At 62.0% G+C, this 15,611-nt stretch carries 12 protein-coding genes; 2 read left to right on the top strand and 10 right to left on the bottom strand.

Annotated elements, in window-relative coordinates; all coding sequences use genetic code 11:
* Positions 1 to 84: 84 nt before the first annotated feature.
* Positions 85 to 1,566 carry a benzaldehyde dehydrogenase gene (locus JOE29_RS11065; RefSeq protein WP_122255833.1) on the bottom strand — a complete coding sequence of 494 codons (1,482 nt, stop codon included), beginning with the start codon at positions 1,564 to 1,566 and terminating at the stop codon, positions 85 to 87.
* Between the two features lie 279 nt (positions 1,567 to 1,845).
* Between JOE29_RS11065 and JOE29_RS11060 the strand changes: the two genes are divergently transcribed.
* On the top strand, positions 1,846 to 3,609 hold the full coding sequence (locus tag JOE29_RS11060) for a sigma-54-dependent Fis family transcriptional regulator (protein WP_103362289.1): 1,764 nt from the start codon (positions 1,846 to 1,848) through the stop codon (positions 3,607 to 3,609).
* 50 nt (positions 3,610 to 3,659) lie between these two features.
* Here the strand turns inward: JOE29_RS11060 and treS are convergent, their stop codons facing one another.
* The 4 genes from treS to JOE29_RS11040 all read right to left on the bottom strand — a co-directional run bounded on the left by treS (position 3,660) and on the right by JOE29_RS11040 (position 7,588).
* Positions 3,660 to 5,723, bottom strand: coding sequence for a maltose alpha-D-glucosyltransferase (treS, locus tag JOE29_RS11055; RefSeq protein ID WP_210079497.1), 2,064 nt, complete (start codon positions 5,721 to 5,723; stop codon positions 3,660 to 3,662).
* A gap of 164 nt (positions 5,724 to 5,887) precedes the next feature.
* Positions 5,888 to 6,457 (bottom strand): substrate-binding domain-containing protein, encoded by a 570-nt coding sequence (locus JOE29_RS11050; RefSeq protein WP_235387548.1) that lies wholly within the window; start codon positions 6,455 to 6,457, stop codon positions 5,888 to 5,890.
* A complete protein-coding gene (locus JOE29_RS11045; protein WP_024682648.1) occupies positions 6,454 to 6,753 on the bottom strand; it encodes a LysR family transcriptional regulator in 300 nt (99 codons plus the stop codon). The genes JOE29_RS11050 and JOE29_RS11045 overlap by 4 nt, the downstream gene beginning before the upstream one ends.
* A 229-nt stretch (positions 6,754 to 6,982) precedes the next feature.
* Positions 6,983 to 7,588 carry a DJ-1/PfpI family protein gene (locus JOE29_RS11040; RefSeq protein WP_003314850.1) on the bottom strand — a complete coding sequence of 202 codons (606 nt, stop codon included), beginning with the start codon at positions 7,586 to 7,588 and terminating at the stop codon, positions 6,983 to 6,985.
* Between the two features lie 142 nt (positions 7,589 to 7,730).
* Here JOE29_RS11040 and ftrA point away from each other — a divergent pair, with 142 nt between their 5' ends.
* On the top strand, positions 7,731 to 8,684 hold the full coding sequence (gene ftrA / locus JOE29_RS11035; RefSeq protein ID WP_057407209.1) for a transcriptional regulator FtrA: 954 nt from the start codon (positions 7,731 to 7,733) through the stop codon (positions 8,682 to 8,684).
* Here the strand turns inward: ftrA and JOE29_RS11030 are convergent.
* Genes JOE29_RS11030 through sbnB form a run of 5 tightly spaced genes read right to left on the bottom strand, consistent with a single transcriptional unit; the run spans position 8,644 to position 15,611 of the window.
* On the bottom strand, positions 8,644 to 9,837 hold the full coding sequence (locus JOE29_RS11030; RefSeq protein ID WP_210079496.1) for a serine hydrolase domain-containing protein: 1,194 nt from the start codon (positions 9,835 to 9,837) through the stop codon (positions 8,644 to 8,646). The two genes, ftrA and JOE29_RS11030, sit on opposite strands and share 41 nt — an antisense overlap.
* A 3-nt stretch (positions 9,838 to 9,840) precedes the next feature.
* The gene (locus tag JOE29_RS11025) at positions 9,841 to 10,995 is read right to left on the bottom strand and encodes an iron-containing alcohol dehydrogenase (RefSeq protein ID WP_210079495.1); all 1,155 of its coding nucleotides are present in this window, start codon (positions 10,993 to 10,995) and stop codon (positions 9,841 to 9,843) included.
* Between the two features lie 24 nt (positions 10,996 to 11,019).
* On the bottom strand, positions 11,020 to 11,664 hold the full coding sequence (locus JOE29_RS11020; RefSeq protein WP_210079494.1) for a LysE family transporter: 645 nt from the start codon (positions 11,662 to 11,664) through the stop codon (positions 11,020 to 11,022).
* 15 nt (positions 11,665 to 11,679) lie between these two features.
* On the bottom strand, positions 11,680 to 13,428 hold the full coding sequence (locus tag JOE29_RS11015) for an FAD/NAD(P)-binding domain-containing protein (protein WP_210079493.1): 1,749 nt from the start codon (positions 13,426 to 13,428) through the stop codon (positions 11,680 to 11,682).
* Positions 13,428 to 15,611: a 2,3-diaminopropionate biosynthesis protein SbnB gene (gene sbnB, locus JOE29_RS11010; protein WP_210079492.1), complete on the bottom strand. Its 2,184-nt coding sequence runs from the start codon at positions 15,609 to 15,611 to the stop codon at positions 13,428 to 13,430. The genes JOE29_RS11015 and sbnB overlap by 1 nt, the downstream gene beginning before the upstream one ends.

Genomic DNA, 15,611 nt, shown 5'->3' with positions numbered 1-15,611 from the left:
TCACGCGCTCTTATTGTTGTTGGATCACGTTTTGCCGTTGAATCAAATCACTTGTTGCAGTGAAGCATGGAATATCAGTCAGACTCAGAATGGATAGGCCGGCGCCTGGTTCTTAACTGTCACCCACTGCCATTGGCTGTATTCATCCCAGTCCGAGGGGCTGCCAGCGCTGCTGCCGTTGCCCGACGCACCGCGCCCGCCGAACGAGTTGACGCACTCATCGGCCACTGTCTGATCGTTGATGTGCAGCATGCCGCACCTGAGTCGGTCGCCAAGCGCCGTCGCGCGGCCGATGTCAGGGGAAATCACCGCAGCCGCCAGGCCATACTCGGAACGATTGGCCAGCTCGATGGCTTCCTCGTCCGTGGAAAAACTGACCACAACCGCCACCGGGCCAAAAATCTCTTCGTCGAATGCGCGCATGCCGGGTTTCACGCCGCTGAGCACAGTCGGTCGATAGAACAGGCCTTCATACTCGCCACCGGTTTCCAGTCGCGCGCCGGCCTGCAGGCTGTCACTGACCACCTGATGCACGTGCTGCAATTGCCGTTTGTTGATCAGCGGCCCCAGAGCAGCCTCACCGAGTGCCGCGTTACCCACCGTCAGCGCCCGCGCCTTGTCCGCCAGCTTGCGGGTCAGGTCGGCGACAATGGACTCATGCACCAGAATCAGCCCGGTGGCCATGCAGATCTGCCCCTGGTGCAGCCAGGCACCAAACGCCGCATTGCTGGCGGCCAGATCAAGGTCGGCGTCTTCGAGAATCACCAGCGGATTCTTGCCGCCCAGCTCCAGCGACACTTTCTTCAGATTGCGACCCGCAGCCTCGGCAACCTTGCGTCCGGCGCCAGTCGAGCCGGTAAAGGTGATCATCTGCACGTTGGTGTCGCGGCACAACGCCTCGCCGGCATCGACCAAACCCGGCAGCACGTGCAACAGCCCCTTGGGCAGGCCGGCTTCCTCGAACAGCCGGGCGATCAGGAAACCGCCGCTGATCGGCGTCTGTGGATCGGGCTTGAGCACCACGGCATTGCCGGCAGCCAGCGCCGGAGCGACCGAGCGCAGGGACAGTACCAAAGGAAAATTGAACGGCGATATCACCCCCACCACACCGTGCGCAACACGCCGCGCATAGGACAGACGACCTGCCTGACTCGGCAGTATCAGGCCATGACCATGGGCCTGCGACAGCATCCCCGCAGCCTGACGCAACAACACGATGGTCTCGTTCACTTCGTGCTGGCCCTTTTGCAGGCTGCCGCCGGTCTCGCGGGCGACATACAGGGCCAGTTCATCGAACGCACAGACCGCATGATCGGCGGCCAGAAGAAATATGTCGGCCTTTTCACGCGGCCCCAGCGCCGCCCAGGCAGGTTGAGCCAGCGCGGCCTCACGGCAGGCAACGGCAATGTCTGCAGCATCGGCCATGGCAGTGTTCATCAGCAGCTCGCCTGTCGCGGGCTCGATGACGGGCAATGAAGGAGACGAGGAAGGAATCCAGTCGCCATTGAAAACGCATTCGGCTTCAATCGCGCGTTGCAACAGAGGGGTGCCATCAGACGCTGACATATTAAGACTCCGGCTTTTATGGTTGTAATCGCCTGCCCCTTTTGTAGTGGGAAGCATGCGCCGTACATACGTCAGAGCAAAGCCTGTGCCGGGATTGTAATCCGACCATCATGTCATCACTCAACCGCTTTGGAACGAGGGTTTGCGACGACCTTGCTGAAGTGTCGAGCCCCCTCAGTGGAAACTCTACGCGGACGCGCTTGTTCATTTGATGAAGTTATGTTTATTAATCAAGCCTCGATTTGATCATTTCGACCATCGCCCGGCCGAGGTACACCCATGAACAACCCTCACTGCGAGCTGCCCGATCACAGCGTTCCCACCGAGCATTTCTCGCCTCGCGGCGACAGCAGTCAAACGCACGCAGGCGGCTCGCCAACCGCCGAGGAATTGACCAGTTGCCTGTTCTTCTCGCCTGACGACGGGCGCATCTGGCTCAACGACCAGCGCATGTTGCTGCTGCACACCTCATCGTTCGGCACCCTGCGCCGCGAGATCATCGAGCGGCTGGGCCAGGAGCAGGCACGCGGGATGTTCACCCGTGCCGGGTACCTGTCTGGCGCGCGGGACGCCCGATTGATTCGCGAGCGCTGGCCACAGGCTGACGCCTCTTCGGCGTTTCGGGCCGGTACGCACTTGCATACACTGGAAGGCATGACCAAGGTCGAACCGTTGCACTTCAAATTCGACGCCGAGTCAGGGTTCTACGAGGGGGAGTTTCTCTGGCATCACTCGTGCGAAGCCGACGAGCATGTCGCAGCCTATGGTATCGGCCAGGATCCGGTGTGCTGGACCGAAATCGGCTACGCCACCGGGTTTGTCAGCGGCCTGTTCGGGCAGATGGTGGTTTTCCGCGAAGTCGAATGCCGGGGCATGGGGCATGCAAGCTGCCGTGTGGTTGGCAAAACCTCGGAACAATGGGGCGATGTCGAACGCGACCTGAGCTACCTGAGAGCGGTCAACTCACCTGCTCCAGTGCACAGCGCCCCGACGCCAGCAGCGAGCTATGAGGCAAGCCCGCCGACCGCCACTGACCAGCCACTGGTAGGCGCAAGTGCTGCCTTCAATGCGGCCAGCCAGGCGTTGCAACGAGTGGCGATGACCCCGGCAACCGTATTGATCAGCGGTGAGTCCGGAGTCGGCAAGGAAATGTTCGCCCGCCAGTTACACCAGCTCAGCCGCAACCGCGAAGGCCCGTTCGTAGCGCTCAACTGCGCAGCCATCCCCGACAACCTCATCGAGGCCGAACTGTTCGGCGTCGAGCGAGGGGCTTATACCGGGGCCACGCACTCCAGACCCGGGCGTTTCGAGCGCGCCAACGGTGGCACGCTGTTTCTCGATGAGATCACCTCGCTAAGCCTTGCCGGGCAAAGCAAGCTGCTGCGCGCCTTGCAGGAACGGGAGATCGAGCGCGTTGGGGGGGGGCACGGCATCAAGGTCAACGTTCGAGTGGTGGCGGCGACCAACGTCGATCTGCGCAAGGCGGTGGCCGCTGGCGATTTCCGTGAAGACCTGTTCTATCGCCTCAACGTCTACCCGATCGCCCTGCCGCCATTGCGCGAGCGCCGCGATGACATTCCACTGCTGATCAATTTCTTTCTCAAGCGCTTCTGTCAGGAGTACGGCAGGACGCCTGCCGGATTGACCATGCGTGCGCTGAAAACCCTGCTGGGTTATGACTTTGCCGGGAATGTGCGTGAATTGCAGAACCTGATTGAGCGCGGCCTGATTGCCAGCGACGAAGGCCAGGCCATCGATCTGGTGCATATTTTCCGCAACGAATCGTTACCACGGGACGCCTACTCGCTGAATCACCATGGAGCACTGCGTCAGGCATCGGCTCCTGCCGGACAGCAGGCACCTGCTGCTTTGCTGCTGGACTCCCTGAATCAGCCGGATCAGACGTTCTCCATCGACGGCCTCGAACAGCGCCTGATCCAGGAGGCGCTGGACAAGAGCGAAGGCAACCTGGCGGCCGCCTCGCGCTTGCTGGGCCTGAGCCGCGCCCAGTTTGCTTATCGCCTGAAAAAGCATCAGCCCTGAGCAGCCTGACTCAGCGGTAACGCGCAGCCGATCCCGCTGCGCGTTACACCTTACAGTGGCAAGGCGCTGACCACGCGTAGGGCCAGCCCTTCGTAGGCGTCCAGGGTGATAGTAAACTCGCCCTGCTTGGTCAGATCGCCTTCAACGCGCTCGTTGATGATGTCGACCACCGGACCCGGCGCGATACCGGGCAGTTGCAGCGTTTCGACGATGGTCTCCGCGCTGAAATTGAGCGCAGTGATCTGCGTGCCCTTGCCGGCCGGCAATTCATGGACCATGACCAGCAGCCCTGGATGCTCGACATCCGGAATCAGAATCTGACGGCTTGCGGCGATGTCATAAGCGCGGCGCACAGCGAGAATTTTCTTGAGCTGGGAGGCAAACGAATCGGGACGCTGGAGCTGAGTGACCAGGCTGCCGTACAGCGTCTTGGGACGCGGCATGTCACCCGCAGAAAACTCGGCTTCCGGGTCCAGATCGACCAGATCGTAGGCGCCGCGGTGAACCCAGCGTGTGTCGCCATCCTGCATCAGATGATCGACCTGCTCGGCCGGCAGTGTCAGGGCACCCACAAGGTCCCAACCCGACAGAGCAAACACGCCCGGCTGCATGGCGTTGTACATCACCAGCAGCAAGTGGATGTGCTGGATCTGCTGAATGTCGGCATCGGTGATGGTGTTCAGGTCACGAATGCCCAGCGCTGCAGTGATGATGCTCGCCGTGGTGCAAGAGACGCCGTTGGTGACGAACTTGAGGTTGTACGGCGCATGTTCGCCGGACAGCTTTTCGTACATCTCCTCACGGATGTGCTCGCGCAGGATGTTGCCCGGGAACGTCTGGCCCTGGTAATGGAAGGTGTCGTGGGCGTGCAGCGTCCAGAAATGCACCAGTTCCAGGGTCAGCTCATCGTGGTTCTGCAGGGCATGGATCAACGACGCCGGATCGATGCCATAGGCATGCACCTGACGCAGCATCAGGCGCAGGAACTCGGTGGTGCCGGTCAGCAGCGCGTGCTGATAGGCCGGCCGGGTAATGAAGTCGTAGGACAGATCCGCACCACCCTGCCCCATGGAGGCAATATCATCGATGGTCAGGTTCAGCTCCTGGAAGCTGAAGCCGCCCGCCTTGCGGATCGCACCGGCCAAAAGCTGGTTGCCGGTGATCGACAGCGGATGGCTTTCCGACCAGGCGGTACCCTCGGCGCGACGCTCGACACCAAGGAAGCCGTTGGCGTCCAGACGCAATACGCGGGCGCCCATGACATCGATGGCGTGCAGCGCGTCGCCGATGATCATCTGCTGCGCGGCAAAGCTGGGGTCCAGCCAGTTCAGGGAGGGCTGGCCGTCCTTGAAATAATGCAGGTAAACCCAACGGCGGGCCTTGCCATCAACGCCCTGTACCACGTCAGTGGCGCTCCAGTCGGTTTCCTTGACCCCAGGCTCGAAGAAAATTACCCGCTGCAACTGGCCAACGATGTAATGCTTGTCGCGCAGCTGATCCACCACATCGGGCATCAGGTTGACAGCATCGCGGCCCGCAGGCACTTCAGGCAACAGTTGCCAGTCTTCCTCACGGATCTCGACCATGTGGAACAGACCGGGGTAATCCTCGTACGCCATCTCGGCCAGGCGGAAGTCAGCGCCCTTGCCGGTGTGCGACGGGATGATGTCGTCGATGATCACCGCGTTGTGCGCTGCGGCAATGCGCGTCAGGCTCAACAACTGCGCCTCGGTACCCAGGTCGGGGTCGATGCCGAAACTGATGCGATCGAAGTTGCCATCGATACTTGGCGTACGCTCGCGGCCCTGCAAGCCGCCGGAAAGCTTCAGCGGCCCGTTGTGAATGCCCTGAATGCCGATTTCCGACAGTGCATGCCAGAGGGTCTCATCACCCAGCGCTTCGAGCACCGAGCCGCCTTCGCGGGTGACGATGGAGGCCGGGTAGGCGGTAAACCAGACCGAGGCGATAGCGGAGGCGTCTCTGGGACGTGCAAGGGCGAAAGGACGCTGCCAGAGCCTGCCCTGCCCCGAATAGGTCTTGGCGCGCTGTCTTGCGGCGTTCAGCATCGATTGCTCGACCAGCCAGTCCACGTACTGCTTGTCCGGTATCGTCATAGCGTTCAGTCTTCCTCTCGAATCGGCGACCTGAGACGCCCCGCGTGCGGAGCGTCCTGAATGTATTGCTTACGGATATGAGCCTTGCCGGCCCGATTCGTTGCATTCGTATCGCGTTCAAACGTTCGTTGAGGGCACTGTGACAGTGTTTTGTGACACCTCGGTCAATCAGGCCGAGTGTTAGAGGCCGGTGGTTTTTTCAGTGCCTGAACCACGGCATTGGCGGCGTTGGACAGCAATGAAGCAGGCCGCGCCACGACGCTGATCTGACGCCTCACGGTCAGCGGCAACGGGATCGATTCCAGCTCGCGAAGCCGCCCGCTCAACAGCGCGTTGGGCACAATCGAGATGCAATGGCGCTTGGTAACCAGATCCAGAAGCGTGTCCAGGCAACTGAGTTCGCCGCGATGGCTGAGCCGTACCTGTGCCGATGCCAGTTGCTGGTGCAGGCGCTCCACGCCTGGATGCCGCCAGGCAACATAGCGCGACACCTGCGCAAGCTCGGCGAAACATTGCGCCTTGCCCTGCTTGCTTCGCGCCGCCACCAGTACGTAGTGGTCCGACCAGCAATGGTGTTCGAGGTAATGCTCGTCCAGCACAGTACCCGGCAGGATGAGAATATCGGCCACGCCCTTTATCAATGCGTCCAGCGACGGATTCTGTTCGCTGCGGTGCAGCACATTCAGGTGGATATCGGGGTAATGATGGGCGAGAAAGTCCAGCGAGGCGCTCAGGCCGGTCTCGCGGATGTGCGAGTGGTAATGAATGGTGACGCTGCCACTGACCCCATTTTTTTTAGTTGTTCGAGCGTGGCCATGATATTTCCCAGGGTCTGGTTGATGACCTTGCCTTCAGGGGTGAGCGTGCAACCCGTGCGGCTGCGAATGAACAGGCGTTTTTCGAAAAAATCTTCGACTTCCTTGATCGCATAGCTGATGTTCGACTGGCTGCAGCCCAGAATGGCGGCGGCCTCGGAGAACGAACCGTGCTGTGCAACGGTTTGAACGACTTTGAAGAAGTGGGTTTTCATGTGTCCTGCACTCTGGTTTTGCAAAGGTGGGTGCGGTCCTGCCGCTGAGCCGAAGGCTCGGGAATACAGGAAACCCCCGCCGAAACACCGAGTTGGCCGGGTTATCGGTCGTTCGAATGAGTGTCTCAAGCGGGGGTAAGGCGGACGCTGGCTATAGCGTTGAAGCGCTGGCTATGCACATTTCGGGCACATAGCCTCTTCAGGGGTATCCGCAGCGCGACTGGATGACTCAGTCGTTCTCGGTCCAGTCGAAATCCATCTGCAGCGCGGTGCGTTCGGCCAGTTCACGGCTGTGCAGGCGCTCGACCAGGTGCAGGCTCATGTCGATGCCGGCAGAAATGCCTGCCGAGGTCACGAACGAGCCTTCATCGACCCAGCGCAGCGTGCTGAGCACGTCCACCGACGGGAACATTTCCTTGAGGTCGTCGATGTCTTCCCAGTGCGTGGTCACCTGCTTGCCGGCCAGCTTGCCGGTCCTGGCCAGCAGGAAGGCGCCGGTGCACACGGCAGCGACCACGCGACCAGGCTCCGATTGATCACTGATCCAGTGGATCACGTCGGGTTTTTCCAGTTCGGCGGTCACCACGCCACCCGGGACGATCAGGCAGTCGACGGGCGGATGGTCGTTGATCGAGAAATCCGGATCGACCTTGAGCCCGGCGCGGGCACGCACCGGCGCCGTGCTGCGGCCGATGGTGAACACGTTGAACAACTGCCGGTCATCACGGCTATTGCGGGCGTGCATGCGGGTTGCGGTGGTGAACACTTCATAGGGGCCAGCGAAGTCGAGAACCTCGACGTCGTCATAAACGTAGATACCGATATTGAGTGGCACGAGTTGGCTCCAGGGCCTGCATGGCAGACCACTTGCATCATATTGAGGGTTAAGCGGGTTTCAGCGGTGACACAGAGCAGATTACTCAGTAGCATCACGCCAAACTACTGGCTGAAATGCCAATATCCGGTAACATCGCGCCATGAAAAATCATCTCGTTGTCGCACTCATCTACAACCAGCTGTGCACCTTCGAATTTGGCTGCACGGTTGAAGTCTTTGCGCTGAAAAGACCAGAGTTGGGCGTCAGTTGGTACGAGTTCGCGACCTTCCCGGTCGACGACGGCCCGATCACCGCTGCCGGGGGCATCACCATCGTGCCGACACCCGGCGAGGTGCTGCTGGAAAACGCCGACACGATCATCGTGCCGGGCTGGCGCAGGGTGGAATCCGAGGTCCCGCAACGGCTCATTGAACAGCTTCAGGCGGCTCATGCACGCGGCGCGCGAATCTGCTCGATCTGTACCGGGGCTTTCGTACTGGCGGCGGCCGGTCTGCTCGACGGGCACAAGGTAACGACCCACTGGCGCTATACCGACCTGCTGGCCACCATGTACCCGGGCCTGACCATTCAGCCCAACGAACTGTATGTGGATCAGGGCAGCATCGTGACCGCAGCAGGCTCGGCCGCAGGGCTGGACATGATGCTGCACCTGGTGCGCAACGATCACGGCTCGCGCGTCGCCAACATGGTCGCGCAGCGCATGGTCATTCCACCTCATCGCGAAGGTGGACAATCGCAATACGCATCCCGGCAGCTGGTATCGGCCAGCGACGGGCCGATTTCCAACCTCATGGACTGGATTCGCAGCGACTTGCAGCGCCCGCATACCATCAAGGAGATGGCCTCACGCGCGGCGCTCAGTACCCGCACCTTGCACCGCAGCTTCATGGAAAGCACCGGGCTGACACCTTACGACTGGCTGCTCGGTGAGCGTATTGCCTACGCCAAGGAACTGCTGGAATCGTCGAAATTACGCCTGAACGAAGTGGTGGACCGCGCCGGCTTCGGCTCCGAAGAGTCGTTTCGCCGGCACTTCCGCAATCTGGTAGGCATCAGCCCGAGCAGTTACCGCAAGCAATTTGCCCGGGCCTGACCACGGGCTCCGGGTAAAGCGCATCGACGATTGCGTCGGCAAATTCGCCCCACGCGCCGGCAACCGCCGTGTTGGTCAGGACCACCATGCTCAGCGCAGCACGCGGATCGACCCAGTAATGGCTGCCATACAGCCCGCACCATGACCAGGTTCCCGCGCCCTGCCGCTGCCCGGCGAGCGCTGGATCGGTGAGGATCATCGGCCCCAGCCCGAACCTCCAGCCGGGCCCGCGGCTGGCGATGCTCGTCTGGCCGATCGCATTGCCCAGCAAGCGCGCGGTACTGGCCTCACCCAATAGCGGCGCTCCGCCAAGACGCAGGCATTCAAGCAGCCGAAGATAGTCATCCGCCGTGCCGAGCATTCCCGCCCCACCCGACTCATACGCATCAGTGTCAGAGGCGCGGGCTGCGGAAAGCTGCGCCTTGCCGCTGGCGAGCAGCACCTCATCGTCATCGCCGATACGCTGCGGGCCGCCGTCCCCGTCCTTGTAGGCGCTGGCCAGCGGCGGATATCCCGGCAGGTGCCTGAATGAGGTCGCATGCATGCGCAGAGGCGCGGTGACCCATTTATCGATGGCTTCTGACAACGCCAGCCCCGTGGCCTGTTCGACCACTGCACCCAGCACATCAGTGGCCAGCGAATATCCCCAGGCACTGCCGGGCTCGAACAGCAAGGGCACACGCGCCAAACGCGTCAGGTTTTCCTGCAGGTCGAACGCTACCCGGTCCAGCCCGTCCGACACCCCGGCTCGCTGATAGGCATTATCGGGCGCCTGCTCAAAGCCATAGCTCAAACCCGACGTGTGTGACAGCAGGTGCTGCAGCGTGATGAGTGGCTCGCGGCCATTGGCCAGACGCGGTCGAAAGGCTGGCAGCCAGTGCGTTACCGAAGCGTGCAGATCCAGCACACCCCGTTCGCAGAGCCGCAACACCGCGACCGAGGTCAACAGCTTGGTCAATGAGGCCAGGCGAAAACGCGTGCTGCGGGTGACCGGAATCTGCTGCTCGCGATCGGCCCAGCCGCGTGCATTGGCGTATGCCAGGCGGCCCTGGCGAGCCAGCAACAGCACGCCGCCGACGATCCGGCCCTGCTCGACGAAACCGCGCCAGACTTGGTCGAGACGCTGTATGCCCGCCTCGTTCAGGGCAGCCATGGTTCACTCGCCCCTCACTGCACGGCTGAAAATCTGCGCGTAGACCTGCGCCGAATGGCGAATCGGGTTGGTGTGCGAGCAGCCATCGGCAAAGGCCATCTGCCCTACCCGCTCGGCTTCGCGATCATCGATGCCGATCTCGCTCAGCGTATGCGCAATGCCAATCTGCTCGCGCAGCGTCAGCAGCCAGTCCATCACCCCGGAAAACCCGGGCGACGGCAACCGCAGGTAAACCGCCAGATCGTCCATTTGCGTCTGCAGCACCGATCGATTGGCCTCCAGCACATAGGGCAGCAGGATCGCGTTCAGCAAGCCATGATGCTGGTCGTAGAGCGCCCCAAGGCTCTGCGCGATCGCGTGTACGCCGCCCAGCCCGCGCTGAAACGCGGCCGCGCCTAGGCTGGAGGCCACCAGCATCTGCTGTCGCGCCTCCAGATCCTGCCCATCGGCAACAACGCGCGGTAAAAACGCTTTGATCATCTGCATGCCCTTGACCGAAACCGCCTCGGCCATCGGGTGCCAGGCCGGCGAACACCAGGATTCCATGCAGTGGGTCAAGGCATCGGCCCCGGTGGCGGCGGTCAAGTGCCTGGGCAGGTCGAGTGTCAGCGTGGCATCCAGAATCGCGATGCGCGGCATCATGCGAATGTGCAGGATGGTGCGTTTGACCTGCGCCTGTTCATCGGTAATCACCGACGCACGCCCGACTTCAGAGCCGGTCCCGGCCGTCGTCGGCAGCGCAATCACCGGCGCAATGCCATCCGGATGGGCGCGCAGATGGTTGTCGTTGATGTCTTCGAAATCCCATAACGGGCGGGTCTGGCCCGACATCAGTGCGACTGCCTTGGCAGCGTCCAGCGCCGAGCCGCCGCCAAACGCAATCACACCGTCGTAGCCACCGGCTCTGTAAGCATGCAGCCCCTCGGCGACATTGGTGCCGGTCGGGTTGCCCTTGACCCGGTCAAACAGGCCGCAGTGACCCAATTGGCTGCGGCAGTCCTCTACGGCGCTGGCGATCATGTCGGTGCTGCCGAGAAAGCTGTCGGTGATCAGCAGCGGACGTTGTATGCCGGTCACCCTGCAGGCGTCGGCCAGTTCATTGACGCGTCCTGCGCCTGCGCGGATGGAAGTCGGGTAGTGCCAGTCGTTGCGATGCATACAGGTATTCCTTTACAGATGATTTCAGTGAATGAAGCCAGCCGGCAGCAAGCCGATCAGCAGGCGCAGACCGAAAGCGATCATGAAAAACCCGGTGATGATGTCGATGGCCTTTTTCATACGCTGATAGCGCGTCTGTACCGCAGGTATCGAAAACAGCGTGGCGAGCAGCACGAACCAGGAAATCGCCAGTACCGCGATGATCGACACACCTGCAGTGCGCACCCACATCGGCATGCCTGGCGTGGTCACGGTGGTGAACACGCTGGTGTAGAACGCCAGCGCCTTGGGATTGGTCAGGTTGGTCAGCAGGCCGAACCGGTAGGCGCGGCTCAGACTGCCAATGCCCAGCGCAGCGATGTCCCTGGGTTTGGGCTGGCGGCCGGCACTGCGCAGGCTTTTGCTGCCGAGCCAGGTCAGGTAGGCACCGCCGAGCAATTGCAGCGTCGGTTGCAGCCATGGCAACTGTTGAAACACCAGTCCCAACCCGGTAGCGGCCAGCAAGGCCCAGAGGATGCTGCCCGAAGCAACGCCCAGCCCGGCACAGATACCCTGCTGCCGCGACTGGCTGAACGAGAGTTGGGTGATGACCAGAAAGTTCGGACCGGGGCTGATGATCAGCACGATGAACGCGCCAGCAAGGGCGGTCAGCAAAGTGATTTCGTACATAGCAATAATTCCTTTTTAATTAATAGCTTGAGTGGCTTTGCTCAACTGAAATGTGATGCCACTTGAAGTTGTGTTTGTCAGCGTATCCAGGCATGACTCGACCGCCCGGCGCGCCTCGATCAGCGCGCGACAGGTCGGATCAGGTGTCGGTACGTAGTGGTTGTAGAACGTGCAGCCTTCCACGGAGGGCCCGAGAACCCAGAGCCGCTGCTGCACCTCACCGTCGCGACCGATTGCGCGGCCCACGGCGTCGGTGTCGATGCCATCGGCAGGCCAGGCATGGGCGGCACGAATCAGCCCGCGCTCGCGCAGATCGTTGATCAACCCCTGACCACTGCCCGACACACCGCTGTGGGCGACACGGGCAGGCAGGCGGTTGTGCGGCTCCTGCACGTCACTCATCGGCGGCAAGACCGTCACGACCCCGGCCTCGATCAGCGCCAGCAGGTCTTCATGGCGTTCCTTCTGCGGCCCGCCGACCAGACGGTTGCTCAGTCCTGCCCAAGTGCCGTAGAACTCCAGCGTCGAGGATTCGGTCAGGCCGTTGCGATCGGCGACCAGACGCAACAGGTCGCGATAATCGCGCCAGACCTCCAGCGCCTGACAGATCGGGCTGTGCGCGGTGCCCAGCCGACTCAGGGCCAGGTCACGTTTAATCCAGTCGACGAACCACGGCCCATACGAGCCTTCGGCGCCAGACCAAGGCTGGGTGATCATCCAGTACTCAGGATCGAATGCACCCCCTTGTCCTGCCAGACGGGCAAACACTGCCGGTCTGGAGATTGACTCGCGCAGCAGGCGCTGGACAGAGTCCAACCGCCCAGGCGCCTCCATCCGGACCCTGGCCTGATAAAATACGGCTCGCATCTCATCCTGGATCAGGGGCAGCACATCGGCGCGAAAGTCGAGCCGCCCGCCTTCCTTCTGCTCGCGCAGACGCGCTATGGCGTCGGCCGTGAAAAACAACCTTGGCAAGGGTGCGTGACGGCAGGCATGCCATTGCGGCCTGGCATGAAACGGCAAACCGCTACGCGAATACATCAACACCCTGGGCTCGCGTCCGGACGGCAGGTAACGCCAGCCGGCGAAGCCGCCATCACGCACGTAGCGCCCGCCACGCCCCTGAGTCAGATGCGCCAGCGTGTCCATGGCCGTCAGCCCAAGGCCTTCGATGACCACGCACTCGCCGACGTCCTGCTGCGCGGGGTTTTCAGGTGCGTGTCCGCTGGTGAGGAATACGCCATCGACGTCCATTGCCAGACTGCCGGTGCGCAGCCGGAAACCCGGCGTTCGCAACGTTGGCTGGCAGCTCAGCACCTGCTCGGCGTGGTGACACACCTGCACATGCGCCGGGCAGCGTTGCAGCAGAAAACGGTAACTGTCCTGCAAATAGCGCCCGAGCAATGCTCGCGGCACGAAATCGCCAAATGCGACCGCTCTGCCCTGCCCATCCGGGCTGACATGGCCGCGCTCGTCCAGGCGTATATCCTCACGGCTGCACCATTGCAAAAAGGTCGGGCCTGGCGGTTCACACGCCGGGAATGCCGAGGAAAACGCCGACAACTGACCGGCCATGGTGTTGAGCATCAGGTAATCCGGCTGCTGCGCAAGGTGCAACCCGCTGCCCGGCGACTGCGGATCGAACACCTCGATACGCAGCGGTTGCTGCACGGCGTGACGACTCATGCCGATCAACTGCTCCAGAATGCTCAACCCGCGTGAGCCCATGCCAATAATGGCGACGGTATGCGTGTGCATGGCCATCACCAGCGCGCCGATTCAAAGAAGAACTGCGGCACCGGCAAAGCGCTACCCTCGGCCACCGCCTGGCGATACACCCGCTGCCCCACGGCGAGGTCCAGCACGCCGAGCCCGAACGGCGAAAAGATCGAAGCCTTGTCCAGGCTCAGCTCCACTTGCCCGGTCATCAGCTGTGCCAGCGTCCCGGTAATGAACGAGCGATGCTGATACTGCTGCACGGCGAGGTCAGGCGAGGTCTGAGCCTTGAGGCAGTGTTCGACGTCATCGAGGATGTTGTTGGCCTGGGCAATGACCTCCGGCCCCAGATCGCGCAACGAGATGTTCAGCACCAGTTGCCCCGGTTGAAACACCGGTTCCAGTACATAGGGGCTCGGCGCAGTAGTGGCGAACACCACCACATCGGCTTGCAAGCACGTCGCCAGGTCGCTTGGCTCGCTGTGCAGTCCATGGTGACTGGCAGCATGCCCGACCAGCGCCAGCGCCGAATCCTGGTGCTGATCGAAGACGCTGACCGCGTCCATCGTCCAGCCATCGCTGACGAACATGTCGAGGATGGTGCGGGCAATGAAACCGGCACCGATGAACGACATTCGCCCGACATGACGCTGCTGGCGGGTCATCCAGCGCGCAGCGAGCACCGCCGAGGCTGCCGTGCGCATGGCACTGATGCGCGAGGCTTCCAGGCAGGCAAAGGCATAGCCGGTGAGCGGATCGTTGAGGATCAGCACCGCCGAGGCGCGCTGCAGACCCGTGTCGATATTGCCCGGAAAGCTGGAAATCCATTTGATGCCACTGACCGGCTGCTCGCCCGACAGGCTGGCGGGCAAGGCAATGATGCGATTGGCCGGCGCCTGCGCAAAGCGCAGAAAGTAACTGTCGGGGTTGATCGTGCGGCCAGCCTCATGATCCAGATAAGCCGCCTGCACATCATCGATACACGCCAGCGGGTCTGCCGCCAGCAGGCGCGCAACCACCTCACCATCGACCACATGGAACGCCGCCCGCTTCAGCCGCTCGGCGGCCAGCCAGAAGGTTGAACTCTGCTCCTGCGCAAGCGCGCTTGCACCCGAAGGCGCTGCGACTGAACCGCCGATTTCGCGAGCAAGCTCGCTCCCACAAGGCGTTGCGTGCGCGCGCACGACATTTACACACCTATTCTGTGGGAGCGAGCTTGCTCGCGAAGGCGTTTTCACGCTTCCCGGAGATGTTGCAGCCTCTGATGAGGAAAGGTCTGCCAGGGTCATGCTCAGCACTTCGCGGCCAAAACGCTGCTCGACCCATTGGTCATCGTACAGCGTGTCCAGGTAGCGCTCGCCCCAGTCCGGCGACAACGCCACGACCACTGAACCGGGCTCGATGCGCTCGCGCCAGGCATGCACCGCAGCGATCACCGTTGCGGTCGACCCGCCGACCAGCAAGCCCTTGCTGCGCGCGAGGATGCGGCACATGGCGACGGTGTGTGATTCCGGGACCATTTCCAGCGCATGAATGCCGTCGGCGTTGAAGATCGGCGGGCGCTGGCTGGTGCCCAGTCCGGGAATGAAGCGCCGGCTGGCCGGGGTGTCGAAGGTCACCGAGCCGACAGTGTCCACAGCAATGATTCGGGTGGTCGGATGATGGCGCTGAAAATGCTGAATGCAGCCCATCAAGGTGCCAGTGGTCCCGGCGCCGACGAACACATAATCCACATGGCCGAAATGCTGGCTGATCGAACGCGCCGTGGTTCGCGCATGGGCGCGCGGGTTCGCTGCATTCTCGTATTGATTGAGCCAGACATAGCGCGGGTCGCTGGCCACTTTTTGGCGGATCAGCTCGATGCGCGTCCCAAGGAACCCGCCGTTGGCGTCCGGGATTTCGACCTGGATGACCTCTGCGCCGTAGCTGCGCATCATGCGGATGTTATGGCTGGAGCTGTTGGGGTCGACCACGCAAGTAAACGGGATGCCCCGCTCAGCGCAGATCATCGCCAGCGCCACCCCGAGATTGCCCGACGAGGACTCGATCAGAATCGTGTCCGGGCCCAGCAGGCCCCGCGCCTGAAGGTCATTGATCAACCCCACGGCAGTCTTGAGCTTGATCGAGCCTGCCGGGTTGAGTGATTCCATTTTCAGGAAAAAATCGGCGCCCAGGCCCGTCACCTTGAGGAAGGTCTGATCATGAACGATTTCGCAAAGAGAGTTGTACAT

Source organism: Pseudomonas sp. PvP009, assembly GCF_017832995.1.
GTDB lineage: Bacteria > Pseudomonadota > Gammaproteobacteria > Pseudomonadales > Pseudomonadaceae > Aquipseudomonas > Aquipseudomonas syringae.
This window is presented reverse-complemented; position numbering and strand designations above follow the sequence as displayed.

Bases quoted from the DNA above. Each gene is read 5' to 3' on its own strand.
- JOE29_RS11065 (WP_122255833.1), bottom strand. From the start codon at position 1,566: ATGTCAGCGTCTGATGGCACCCCTCTGTTGCAACGCGCGATTGAAGCC.
- JOE29_RS11060 (WP_103362289.1), top strand. From the start codon at position 1,846: ATGAACAACCCTCACTGCGAGCTGCCCGATCACAGCGTTCCCACCGAG.
- treS (WP_210079497.1), bottom strand. From the start codon at position 5,723: ATGACGATACCGGACAAGCAGTACGTGGACTGGCTGGTCGAGCAATCG.
- JOE29_RS11045 (WP_024682648.1), bottom strand. From the start codon at position 6,753: ATGAAAACCCACTTCTTCAAAGTCGTTCAAACCGTTGCACAGCACGGT.
- ftrA (WP_057407209.1), top strand. From the start codon at position 7,731: ATGAAAAATCATCTCGTTGTCGCACTCATCTACAACCAGCTGTGCACC.
- JOE29_RS11030 (WP_210079496.1), bottom strand. From the start codon at position 9,837: ATGGCTGCCCTGAACGAGGCGGGCATACAGCGTCTCGACCAAGTCTGG.
- JOE29_RS11025 (WP_210079495.1), bottom strand. From the start codon at position 10,995: ATGCATCGCAACGACTGGCACTACCCGACTTCCATCCGCGCAGGCGCA.
- JOE29_RS11020 (WP_210079494.1), bottom strand. From the start codon at position 11,664: ATGTACGAAATCACTTTGCTGACCGCCCTTGCTGGCGCGTTCATCGTG.
- JOE29_RS11015 (WP_210079493.1), bottom strand. From the start codon at position 13,428: ATGGCCATGCACACGCATACCGTCGCCATTATTGGCATGGGCTCACGC.
- sbnB (WP_210079492.1), bottom strand. From the start codon at position 15,611: ATGTACAACTCTCTTTGCGAAATCGTTCATGATCAGACCTTCCTCAAG.